Source organism: Petrotoga sp. 8T1HF07.NaAc.6.1, from assembly GCF_016772115.1.
Lineage (GTDB): Bacteria > Thermotogota > Thermotogae > Petrotogales > Petrotogaceae > Petrotoga > Petrotoga mobilis.
In genome coordinates, this window is the sequence record NZ_AUPG01000028.1 from 1 (window position 1) to 11,686 (window position 11,686).

Sequence of the window (11,686 nt, forward strand, 5' to 3'; positions counted from 1 at the left end):
ACTTTGAGAAGATAAACGCTGTTTCATACATCATTGGATCGTTGCTTTCTTTTTGTACTTGAAAGATAGTATCAAGTGAATTGAAAATTTTGTAATTATCATCGTCAAAGTAATAACCAAGGTAAAATCCCAATCCTAAGCTAAAGTTTAAAGCGATACTTTTATCTACATCTTTTAACCACCAACTTATATTGTTTAAAGCTTGTACTATCCCAGATGGATGAGGAACATCTTTCAATATCTTAAATGCTTCAATGTTTAACTGAGTCGCTTCTTCATATTTTCCTTCATTCTTTTTCTCTCTTGCATCAGCCATGAGGATAAATCCTTTATCAACAGGATTGTTTTCGTATTCTTCACTCCAATATCTAATCTTTTTCATACTTTCATTGGATTCATAATACAATTCTCGTATGTTTCTTAAAGATTGTACAACAAGTCCTCTAACATATTGAGGAATATCACCGAAGTTGTCTCTTAATTCAACATAAATATCTTTAACTCCCTGCTCTCTTTTTAATCTATGCAAAGCTGACAGTTTAATAGATAAAAGTACATAATACAAGCTACCTTTTCGTAGTTTTGAAATGTCTTTTTCTATTTTTTCGATGACTTCATCATAATTGATATCCCAATATAATTTCAATATTTCTATGTACTCATTTGTTTCATCATTTAAAGAAGTTGATTCAAGATAATTCATCAATGGTCTTCCAAACTGTCCATAAGTTGACAACCTGGTAACTAATTCTAAAAGCATTTGAATTATCTCCTTATGAATATCTATTTTTGTTCCACTATTGTCATATAAAAATAACATAATATTTACTTTGTTTTCAATGTTAACGAGCCGATATTCATTCACTTTTTGCTTTTTAATCAACTCTATTGTAACTATCATCAAAAAAGAGAAAGCGAAAACAGAGTATAAAACATGATAAAAAACATCTTAATTAAAGTTTACATAAGGTTTTTTAAGGCAATCTCTGAAAATATATTTCAATCTATATTTCAGGCCAACAAAAAAATCTGTTGAAAATCATATAGAAAAGGGTATGATAAAAATAGTGAATGGTCTTTTGAGTTTGTAAGAGAAAAGTGTTACTCATTACATATCAAAATTAGTACTGATTGGATTTGGATAAAGCAAGGTGAGTATAATCAAAATACTTTCCTTCTCTCTCTCCAAAGTCAGCTTATCTAAAAGGAGGCCCAAGAAACATGAATGTGAAAAATACTCAATTTGTGAAATTTGTTTTTAATTACATAAAACCAAAAATAAAATTATTTATTATATCATTTCTTTTTTTAATTGGCTTATCGCTAATTTCTCTTTTGCCTCCCTATGTTACCAAGTTAGCTTTTGATGAAGGAATAATGATGAAAAACTTGAGTATTCTGACAAAATACGTTTTAATACTTGTTGTAATTTATATTTTAAAAAGCACATTTAATTATTTAAGTTCGGCACTTTTCACCATAGTTAGTCAGAACACTTTATTAGAAATAAAAAAAGATTTGACAAATCACATTATAAAATTACCATTAGAATTTTTTTCAAACAGTGAAAGTGGGTACATTGTTTCAAGATTTGGAGAAGTTGATTCTTTAAGCCCATTATTTTCTATGCAAAGTTTCAAATTGATTCTGAGCATTTTTGAATTCATAGGAGCAATGGTAATCATGTTTTTAATGAACGTTAAGTTAACTCTAATTTTAGTCTTAATAATACCTGTATTCTATTTAATCACAAAAACATTTGAAAATGCTTTTGGTAAACTCACAAGTCAAACAATGGAAAAAGCAGCTACATTTCATGGTAAATTTCAACAGTCAGTAAGTGGGGTTGAAGAAATCAAGAGAATGAATTTAGAAGATAAAGAAACTGAAAAGATAAACAAAAGCAATAAAGATTATGTGAAATCTTCGATAAAATACAGTATCCTATTATCGGTTGGCTCTGAAGTTATTATTCTTCTTTCTTCAATTGTAAGTGTTCTTCTTCTCTATATAGGTGGAAAAGGTGTTCTCCAAGAAAGTTTATCAATAGGAACTTATATGGCATTTGCCGGATATTTTGGAAAATTATATGCCCCAGTAATCAATTGGAATTTAAGTATGTTTACTTTCAAACCAGCTTTTGTAGCTCTTGATAGAATCAAGGATTTCTTCTTAAAGTATCCTCAAGAGAGTGAAACATCCGATAAAATAAAAATAAACGAAATAAATATGATTGAAATGAAAAATGTGACATTTAGCTATCCTGATGGGAAAGAAACTGTTTTAAATAATTTTAATTTAAAAGCAAAAAGAGGAGATAAATTACTTTTGAAAGGACCCAATGGTAGTGGAAAGTCTACAATCATAAGATTGATATTAGGTTTATATGACAATTATGACGGTGAAATTTTAATAAATTCTATAGAGTTGAAAAAACTTTCAAAAAGATCTTTAAGAAGTAGAATATCAATAGTTTCACAGAAGATATTCTTATTCAACGATACCATAGAGAACAATATAAAAATAGCAGGGGACGTAAGTGAGGAAAAATACGAGACAGCACTAAAAAAATCTGGGTTAAAGCAGTTTATAGATAACCTTCCTTTAAAGGATAAGACCTTAGTAGGGGAAAATGGGATAAAGCTTTCTGGAGGAGAAATACAAAAAGTAGCAATAGCGCGAGCACTTATAAAATCAGATTCTTCCGATTTATTTATCTTTGATGAAGCAGCTGCACATTTAGATAAAGAAACAAAAGAGTTAATTAAATCGTTTATAGATACAGAATTATGTGAAAAAATATGCATAATAATAGACCACTCCGACTATTTTAATGATATATGCAATAGAACGATAAATTTGATGTTAAAGCCAAACAATTGGAGTGAACAAAATGTCTAATTTTCTAAGATATCAGAAATTTAGAGGAAAAAAGGATTTGTAGAGGTGTGTGTTCGATGCCTGAGGTGCGCAGCAGCGTGTGTAGGAAATGGTTGTTATTTAAATGGTTGTGTGGCGGTTGCTTGTGGACTTGACGCATGCTTTGCCAACGCTTGCTTTGCATGTGTGGTTGATGTTCTTCCTTGGTCTGATGACTCTGAGAAGTAGAAAAGTATATACCCATAAGTTTTTAAACCATTTGGACAAAGAATTCACTACTTGAAACCATACCAGGTACAGAACACTCCTTTTGTTCTGTATAGTGGATTTTAACTAAGTATTTAGCACTGTGATAAGGATCTACGCAGAAGGACTCAACTTTAACTTGTTCATTATTGAGATAAATACAAGCAGCTACAAAATTAACTTGTTTTTTTCTACTATATTAATTTATAAAGGAATAAAAGGTTCTTTTGATTTATTAGATAGTCCATTGAGATTTATTATTTGAGTGTTTTAAAAATCAATGTTCTGTTTTGTATAAAGTGGCTTAAAAGTATTGTATCATTCATTCATACATACACCTACCTGATTAGGTGTATGTATGAGAAATAGAAATCGGTTAACTAGATATTCAACCTTTGTGATAGTTCTAGATTTATTGTAGTAAAAGTATAATCATTAGCAAAGATTATGACCACCTAACGTAGATACCATTGTGTTTAACGGTGTAAATAAAATTATGACAGCCATGATGATGTCATTTGAATTCAACTTTTTCTCAAAACTTGGAGGTGACTTGGTGAAAATTATAGAAACGCCTTGGAAAGGGCTATATAAGTTTTTTTTATTCTTATTTGGTATTCCATTATTCTTAATAGGGGTAATATTTTTAGTTATAGGCGGAAGTTGGGCATTCATACTTAATGGTACTTTGTGGATTATTTTTGGTGTGGGACTAAAAATTAAAAGTATTTATAATAGACGCAAACTTGAAACTTTGAAAAGAGAGGGTCTTTGTTATGAGGGTTCTGTTGTAAGAATAATTTCTTCGCCTTGGATTAGGATTGGAAGTTATGTAACAGGTCGCGTTGAATGCACCGTTAAAACTGAAAAGGGCGATTGCTTAGTTAAGAGTGGCTATCATCTTTTATTGCCTTTTGACAGAAGAGAAGATTTATATGCAAAAATTTATTTTGCTCATAACAATTCAGAGAAGTACATGGTTGAACTTTTTCGAAGAGATACGGGCGTGTCACTTTAATCTATTACGATTTCACAACTATCAAAACTTTCAAGAGGTATTAAATTACAAAATACTTATAGCTAGAAATCAGCTAAACATAAAATTTCTTCCTGACTAACAAATTAATTAACTCGTAATCACCCCTCATGGAGATTGGAGAAGAATGAAAGAAATGGTAAAATAAAACAAGGGGTGAGAATATGAAAAAGAAAAAGGTTTATTCCAGCGATTTAAAGCTCCAAATTATTAAAGAATATCTTAACAGTGAAAAGTCTTTAAAAGATTTCTCTGATGAGTATTCTATACCAATTAACACTCTTTCTCAATGGGTTCAAAAGTACAAAAAGTCTAATTATGTTGACTCTGTGTTTAATACCAAAAAAGGAAGAAGTAAGTCTATGATTTCTGATTACTCAAAGATTCCTCCAATTATTTATGAATCAGCTGGAATAAGTAGGCCTGATGATTCCAACAATTCTAATGATTCTGCTTATCTTAAAAAGAAACTCAATTATTATGAAAAGATACTTCTTGAAAAAGAATTACAGTTGAGAATATTGCAAGATGAAGTAGAACTTTTAAAAAAAAATATGAACCACAAGTGAATCATACAAGGCTAAACTAAACAAAAAAGATTCGTAGGATTCTCTTATACTATCAATGGTCAAATTGTTGAGGATGAACGTATTAAAAAGATTATAATTTCAATTTATTCTAATAACAATCCAAACGATCTAACTTTTTACTTTAAATCTGTTGGAGATAAGAAGTTATCTGTTGCCTTTAAGAACCAATTTGGAATAATTGTTAATCACAAAAAGATTTACAGATTAAGAAAAGAACTAGGCTTTGTTAGATCGTACAGGAACCATTTCAAACATCCAAAGAAAAGACCAAGTAATCATGAAATAGATGCTCCCAATAGATTCTGGGAAGGAGATATTAAATTTATTCCTACAACGAAAGATGGCTTTGTTCCCATACTGGATATTATCGATGCTTTTGATAAGACGATAGTTTCTTCACAGATTGGATACAAGAACAATCCTAATTCACAAGCGTTCATTGAATCACACCATTCAAGCCTTGAAAGAGAGTTTGTTCAACTGAATTCTTTTGAAAATATTGAAGATGTTTTTCAAGCTTACAATGCATATATGTTCTTTTATCATAACTTAAGGCCACACGGTTCGTTGAATTATATGACACCTAATGAATTTAGTAGAACCTTTTCTGATGATAATAATTTTTTTAATTCCAAAACCATTTTTGTGAAAAAGTAAGATTTCTTTATTTATTCTCCAATAACAGGGGGTGAGGCCGAGATTTTCACCAATTATTAAAAAAGACTTGTTTTAGAGATTTACCTTGTTGGTACATTTCTTTTAAATAAAATGGGGGAAGAAAAATGTTAAAGCTGGAAAAATATATTTTATTTAGGAAAAATGCATTTTAAACGATCTCAACATGAATGTAGAAGAGGGAAATATTTATGGTTTTTTAGGGGCCAATGGGTCAGGAAAAACAACAACGATAAGAATAATCAGTGAAGTATTCAAGCCAAACATCGGTAAGATCATAAAAAATAGCAAAATACAAGATAAAAAAAAAGGTAGGATATTTATTTCATCGAAATGGCCTATATGAAAGCCTTTCTGCTTTAGATAATTTAGAATTATTTGCTAAATTATATAATATTAATAATAAGGATCAAATAATTTCACAATTATTGAAAGAAGTAAAACTATTTGATGTAAAAAATGATAAGGTGTCAACTTTTTCACAAGGAATGAAAAAAAGATTATCTTTATCTAGAGTGTTTTTAAATAATCCTTATTTGGCTGTTTTGGATGAACCGTTTAGTGGATTAGACATCGAAGCTAAAGAATGGCTTATAAATTATATACTTGATAGGAATAAAACAGAAAATATGACATTTATAATATCATCACATAACATATATGAATTGAGTAAGATTTGTACTAAGATAGGAATAATAAGTAAAGGACACATTGTTAAAGAACAAAAAATAGATTATCCTCTTGATCCTACTTATATTGAAAAATTATACAAGGAATGTCAATGATGCTAAAAAGGCTCATATTTAAAGACATAAAGGTATTAACTTCTTTAAATAGTGTTAAAATAATTTACTTAGTTATACATTTTTTGTTTGCTGCCATTGCTTTAAGCATGTATTATTTATATAAAAGCTCACCTAACCTTTCCATGTTAGCTTATTATTCATTAGTACTTCCAGCAATAATTATAAGTAGCATCATTATATATTTGCCTGCATATGAATTTTATCGAGAACACCTAAATGGGGGATTTGAATACTTAATGTCAATGGGCGTTAACTTTAAAGAATTTATCCTTTCAAAATCTATAGTGATTTTGCTCTACATTATTTTCCCTTTAATTTATTTAGTAATAGCTCTGTACCTTAGTAAAACCTTAAATTGGACATCATTGATATTTTATATTATGACATTAATAATATGGTCTTTTGCTACTTCTTTTTCATATATAGTCTCTCTTAATATAACCATGGATCCTTCGAAATATATCAATAACACAAGTACCTTTAACTTATTCGCATTATTAATACTTATGTATTTACCAAAGCTAATAAAAGTGGAATTTAGATTTGAATTAATCTGCTTTATTATTTTTATTCTTAGTTTATTAATTTTGATTATTGCAGAGAGAAAAAGAAGAATAGCAGATGTGTCAATTATAATTATTTCAAGATAGTAATAGTAATTTACACTCCAACTAGGAGATCAAATTATTCAATGTTTTAAAAGATTATATCCTATCTGCATAAAGCATAGCAGGAGGAAAAGTGGATGAAAAAATTGCTACATTATTATAAAATAATTTATACCTATGAAGATAAAAAATCAGTTAGTTTATTGAGAAATATAATATATGCCTTTATAATAATAGTTTTATACGCTATAGTCACAATTAGTATACCTACTTTTACTATTAATTTCAAACACATATTAATTTATTTTACATTCTTATCTTTATCTGCAGCTGGTTTGAATATTTTTTATATAGAGAATAAGAAGGAAATAGGTTTATTTGAGTACTTATTATCGAGTGTTTTGAATAAATATGAAGTGATATTGATAGAGTATTTAATTATAATAAAAAGAAGTTTCTGTAATTTTTTTACTAATATATTTTTGCTTTTACTTATTGCATATTTGAACAATATTACATTTAATATCGAAATATTATTTACACTGCTTTTGGTAATTTTACTGTTTTTTATATATAATGGATTTGCATTGTTATCGTATTTTAAATTTGAAAATTACAGTAAAATTATCTCTGCATTAGTAGTTTTAAGTACAATGATTATATTGATTTTTACAGATTCATACGTTCCTATATTTTTGACTTTGAATATATTAGTAATGTTATCATCGTTAACTTTATATACAAATATTGATAATAAACATTTTCTACTCTAAAAGTCTATTTTAAAATATACAAATCCAATTATTTTATTTGTACTGCTTACATAATCGCCACTTGACTTCATAATGTCACATATATTATACCATGAAAATAATTAGTGCAAATGGCCAGATGTGATGCCTTATGTAAAAATAGTTGTGTAATAGATGTCGATGGGAGTATGCGTTTTTAATGCGTTAACTGTTGAAAGATTGCACGCCTCGTCTCGGAAAAACCTTACGCTTGCATACCTGCATACCTTGGAAATATAATCTAAAAGCATAGGTATAACATTGACGGATGGAGGTTTTATTTCTTAACTTTTATTTTGAAATATGCTAAAAAAAGAATGAGCTTTTTTATTTAGGAAATATATTGCAAGAAGGGAGCCTTATAAAGGTAGGTGATTTGATGATTTTTCTCAAAAACGTTGAAAAAAAAGTTTGGAAAAACAAAGGTTTTAGATAACATCTCATTCAACATACAAGAAGGGGATGTTATTGCTTATGTTGGACCAAATGGAGCTGGAAAAACGACAACTATAAAACTTATACTTGGACTTCTGAAACCTTCTGCTGGTGAAGTAAAAGTTTTCAGTGAAAATCCTTATTCAAGTTTGAACGCTCGAAAGAAGATCGATTTTGTATTGGATCATCCAGGGGTGGATGACGATCTAACAGCTTATGAAAATCTTAAATTCTATTCAATGGTATATCATGCAAAAGTTAATAATATAGACAACATTCTTAAAAAGGTTGAGCTTTACGGCGTTAGAAATAAACTTGTTAAAACATTTTCAAGGGGTATGAAGCAAAGGTTAACTATTGCACGCTTATTCCTAAGAGAGCCAAAAGCCATAATAATGGATGAACCAACAAGTGGGTTAGATGTAGATGGAAAACTTCTGGTAAGGGACCTTATCAAAGAGCTTACTTTAACTAAAATTCCGATGTTGATAAGTTCTCATGACCTATACGAGCTTCAGCAAATATGTAATAAGGTTATTCTTATTTTCAATGGAAAGATTGTGAAAATGGATTCAATAGAAAATATTTTAAAAAGTGAGAGTGAAGATTACCAGATAATTATAAACGATGAAGCACCAAATTCATTATTAAGATCCTTAGAGATGTATGGTTTTACTTCTTATGACTCTAAAGAAAAAAGGATTTTCATAAGACTTATGGCAGGGAAGATAACTGATGTTATAAAAGTTATTTCTAAAGAAAATATAGAAATAAAAAGTATAGACAAAGAACAAACAACTCTTGAAGATGTTTATAGAAAGGAGAAAAAAAGAGATGTTTAAAGCTATATTTTGGCGTGAATTTAAACGTAATATTAGAAAATTTAAACAGACTCCTAATTTAAATAAGATCTTTCGTGTTATTTATATAGTTATTTTTTTCTTCTTTTCTATATTATTGAGCTTATTAGATGATTCAAACTCGTGGAATGGATTATTCTTTTTTCTAATCAGTTCTACTCTATTTGTGGCAAGTTCTGTAACTAATTTCAAAGAAGATTGGAAAAGAGAAATGTTTGATTACATTTTAGCTATGCCAATAAGTCCCAATGGTTATGTATTATCAGTTAGTCTTTTTGGAGCTTTAATGTCAACTTTTTTTTGTTATTCCAGCTTCATTAGTACTTGCTTTGATCATGTTGTTTATTTTTAAAGGCTCTTTTACTCTAATTGTTTTTTTCTACATTTTATTAATACCATTTGTGCTAGGTTTCCTCATTGCTTTGAGTAATTCTACTTACCTACTTTTCTCATTAAAAGTTCAATGGGTCTACGGGATTATCTATTCAATATTCTTTTTTCTGTCTATTATCATACTTCCTTTTTTACAGCTTATCAGACAAATAGACATTTCGTGGATTCATTTTACTTCGGTTTCCATTTTAATTTTTTTTATGATAGACATTCTAATTGTAGTGTTTTTGGATAAAGAAAAAGCGGTGATTAAACAATGAAATATATTTTTTGGTTAGAGATTAAATCATTAAATAAACCACTTTGGTTTGTTGTTATAACAATTTCTATTGTTATATATATATTACTTTTCATCTCAAAATATATCGGTTTGTCTTTTTTAAATTATCTTCCCATACTTTTAATTGTAACAGTACCCTTGTTTATTCAATCAGATAGATTTAGAAGAATAGACAAATCAAAAGGGTTAATAGACTATTTTTTAGTTATTTCAAGTGCAAGGGCAATTTTGTTGATCAGAGGATTAACGGGGGGATTAATTGGAACGATTATTCTTCTTCTTTCATTACCGGCGATAATCATAATAGGAGGATGGAGTTATCTTTTATTTGCTATTGCCGCTGTCGTATGGACGACTGCCTATATTTTAGTTGAAGGTTATAGTATCTGGTATAGATCTGATAAATTTTCTTCTATCTTCACTATTGCTATCATGTTTGGAGTAATAATTGCAATAAACGTTCCTCAATTAGATTTTTTAGTTTTCACCGTTTTATTCATTAGTTTTGTAATTTCAGGAATATTAGCCTTATTTTATGCAGAAAAAGATAAGGAGAAGATTTTGAGTTAAAACAAGGTGCATTTTCAATGTGAGCAAATTATCATTAGATATTTATGTTAGTAATTCAAAATTCTAAAGGGTGTTTTTATTTATCCCTATTCGATTAAAAAAACAAGAAATAGCGGTAGATTAAATTTTCATTTAAAAACAACATGGTACTTACTTTGGTTCTATTGTTAACGAGCTATATTCATTCACTTTTCTCTTTTTAATCAACTATACTGTAACTATTATCAAATATATTTCAATCTATATTTGAGTTTTACTAAGGGATGAAAATTTATTTAGTAACAAATGGGGAGACAACTACGCTTTTTTGCTTTTCTTGAAATTAAAGTATATGATATAATTTGATTGAGTTCATTTATATAAGAAAAAGGAGATTTTATGCCTACAATATCGATGTTCTACGGAATTATTATAAGAATGTATTGTTTACCGAAAGAGTATAATCTGCCACATTTTCATGCATAGTATGGTGAATTCAAAGTCATAATAGATATAAATTCTTGCAGATTAATAGAAGGAAATTTACCAAAAAAAACAATTAAAAATTGTATTAGCTTGGGCAGAATTGAGAAAAGAAGAATTATTAGCAGATTGGAATCTTGCAATGAAGGGAGAATTACCTTTACCCATAGATCCTATACGATAGGAGTGATATAAATGTATATTGGAGTAATAGAAGTAAAACCTTTAGAAAATTACAAATTACTTTTGACATTCGATAACAAAGAGAAAAAAATATTTGATATGAAGCCTTACTTAGATAAAGGACTATTTAAAGATTTAAAAGATGAAAAAATTTTTAAATCGGTAAGAGTATCATTTGATACTATTGAATGGAGTAATGGCTTAGACATCGATCCCGAATTTTTATACAAAAACAGTACCAAGTTAGAAAACGAGGACATTGTAACCTCTTAAAATCCTAAAACTATTTTGCGCTCAACTAAACACCTTTAACGCCTCAACAATCTTCTCTCTTTCATCACCTTCAAAAACATAGAAAGAAGTTGCAGATAACTTTCTTTTTAAAGTGTATTTCTTCACAAATAAATTAATTTCTTTTGGCATTTTTGGTCTTAATTCTTTTGGTATGTTTCTTATTTCATAATACCTTCCATAGTTCATTATGAACTTTTCTATTATCTTTTTTTGATTTGAATCAAGTTTTATATATTTTTTAATGAACTCTTGTAAGTATGTTTTATTTAAATCTTTCATGAACCTTTTTACAAGGATTTTCCTTGCTGAATAGTAAGGATGTTCTTTAAAAGTTATATCTTTGCTTGTGAATGTTTTTTGTCTTTGGTTGTTTGCAAGTAATGAATCAACATCTATCTTTGGAGTTTTTTCAAATATTGAGTTTATTAACTCTCTTGTGTAATAATCACATCTTTCTTTGATTAAACTTTCACTTTCTATCTCTTTAATCACCTTCTCTAATTTAACCTCTTGCTTGTAATAATGAACAAGATACGAAGTAAAAAATTCAGAAAGTTGCATTTCTACCCTTAACTTT

At 28.5% G+C, this 11,686-nt stretch carries 9 protein-coding genes and 5 pseudogenes; 11 read left to right on the forward strand and 3 right to left on the reverse strand.

Translation table 11 applies throughout. From position 1 onward, the window contains the following. Positions 1-760 (reverse strand): annotated as a pseudogene (locus NAAC61_RS10320) (hypothetical protein); the annotation flags it as partial. Between the two features lie 461 nt (positions 761-1,221). On the opposite strand from NAAC61_RS10320, the gene NAAC61_RS10325 reads away from it, so the two are divergent. The 3 genes from NAAC61_RS10325 (at position 1,222) to NAAC61_RS10335 (ending at position 4,731) form a co-directional block, all read left to right on the forward strand. After that, the gene (locus NAAC61_RS10325) at positions 1,222-2,901 is read left to right on the forward strand and encodes an ABC transporter ATP-binding protein (RefSeq protein WP_202695982.1); all 1,680 of its coding nucleotides are present in this window, start codon (positions 1,222-1,224) and stop codon (positions 2,899-2,901) included. 781 nt (positions 2,902-3,682) lie between these two features. Then, a complete protein-coding gene (locus tag NAAC61_RS10330) occupies positions 3,683-4,144 on the forward strand; it encodes a hypothetical protein (protein ID WP_202695983.1) in 462 nt (153 codons plus the stop codon). A gap of 182 nt (positions 4,145-4,326) precedes the next feature. Further along, positions 4,327-4,731 (forward strand): transposase, encoded by a 405-nt coding sequence (locus NAAC61_RS10335; RefSeq protein WP_202695984.1) that lies wholly within the window; start codon positions 4,327-4,329, stop codon positions 4,729-4,731. Positions 4,732-5,027: 296 nt separating this feature from the next. Here NAAC61_RS10335 and NAAC61_RS10345 read toward each other — a convergent pair whose 3' ends face one another. Beyond that, positions 5,028-5,192: a hypothetical protein gene (locus NAAC61_RS10345; protein WP_158245199.1), complete on the reverse strand. Its 165-nt coding sequence runs from the start codon at positions 5,190-5,192 to the stop codon at positions 5,028-5,030. Here NAAC61_RS10345 and NAAC61_RS11410 point away from each other — a divergent pair. The 8 genes and pseudogenes from NAAC61_RS11410 to NAAC61_RS10380 all read left to right on the forward strand — a co-directional run. Next, positions 5,191-5,409 (forward strand): annotated as a pseudogene (locus NAAC61_RS11410) (integrase core domain-containing protein); the annotation flags it as partial. The gene NAAC61_RS10345 and the pseudogene NAAC61_RS11410 overlap by 2 nt on opposite strands. A gap of 184 nt (positions 5,410-5,593) precedes the next feature. Then, a pseudogene (locus NAAC61_RS10355) lies at positions 5,594-6,212 on the forward strand (ABC transporter ATP-binding protein). Positions 6,213-6,978: 766 nt separating this feature from the next. Beyond that, on the forward strand, positions 6,979-7,614 hold the full coding sequence (locus NAAC61_RS10360) for a hypothetical protein (RefSeq protein ID WP_202695986.1): 636 nt from the start codon (positions 6,979-6,981) through the stop codon (positions 7,612-7,614). Positions 7,615-8,030: 416 nt separating this feature from the next. Beyond that, complete coding sequence (locus NAAC61_RS10365; RefSeq protein WP_202695987.1) at positions 8,031-8,909, forward strand: ABC transporter ATP-binding protein; 879 nt, start codon at positions 8,031-8,033, stop codon at positions 8,907-8,909. Next, positions 8,902-9,279 carry a hypothetical protein gene (locus NAAC61_RS10370; RefSeq protein ID WP_202695988.1) on the forward strand — a complete coding sequence of 126 codons (378 nt, stop codon included), beginning with the start codon at positions 8,902-8,904 and terminating at the stop codon, positions 9,277-9,279. Before NAAC61_RS10365 ends, NAAC61_RS10370 begins: the two co-directional genes overlap by 8 nt. A 297-nt stretch (positions 9,280-9,576) precedes the next feature. Further along, positions 9,577-10,170, forward strand: a complete 594-nt coding sequence (locus NAAC61_RS10375) for a hypothetical protein (RefSeq protein WP_202695989.1) — start codon at positions 9,577-9,579, stop codon at positions 10,168-10,170. Between the two features lie 378 nt (positions 10,171-10,548). Continuing rightward, a pseudogene (locus tag NAAC61_RS11415) lies at positions 10,549-10,816 on the forward strand (DUF4160 domain-containing protein). 11 nt (positions 10,817-10,827) lie between these two features. Continuing rightward, positions 10,828-11,088: a DUF2442 domain-containing protein gene (locus tag NAAC61_RS10380; protein ID WP_113074474.1), complete on the forward strand. Its 261-nt coding sequence runs from the start codon at positions 10,828-10,830 to the stop codon at positions 11,086-11,088. A gap of 21 nt (positions 11,089-11,109) precedes the next feature. Here NAAC61_RS10380 and NAAC61_RS10385 read toward each other — a convergent pair. After that, positions 11,110-11,686: pseudogene (locus tag NAAC61_RS10385) on the reverse strand (hypothetical protein); the annotation flags it as partial.

What these genes read in the sequence shown, in the direction of transcription:
- NAAC61_RS10335 (WP_202695984.1), top strand. Translation starts at nt 4,327, where the DNA reads ATGAAAAAGAAAAAGGTTTATTCCAGCGATTTAAAGCTCCAAATTATT.
- NAAC61_RS10345 (WP_158245199.1), bottom strand. Translation starts at nt 5,192, where the DNA reads ATGAACGCTTGTGAATTAGGATTGTTCTTGTATCCAATCTGTGAAGAA.
- NAAC61_RS10360 (WP_202695986.1), top strand. Translation starts at nt 6,979, where the DNA reads ATGAAAAAATTGCTACATTATTATAAAATAATTTATACCTATGAAGAT.
- NAAC61_RS10325 (WP_202695982.1), top strand. Translation starts at nt 1,222, where the DNA reads ATGAATGTGAAAAATACTCAATTTGTGAAATTTGTTTTTAATTACATA.
- NAAC61_RS10380 (WP_113074474.1), top strand. Translation starts at nt 10,828, where the DNA reads ATGTATATTGGAGTAATAGAAGTAAAACCTTTAGAAAATTACAAATTA.
- NAAC61_RS10375 (WP_202695989.1), top strand. Translation starts at nt 9,577, where the DNA reads ATGAAATATATTTTTTGGTTAGAGATTAAATCATTAAATAAACCACTT.
- NAAC61_RS10370 (WP_202695988.1), top strand. Translation starts at nt 8,902, where the DNA reads ATGTTTAAAGCTATATTTTGGCGTGAATTTAAACGTAATATTAGAAAA.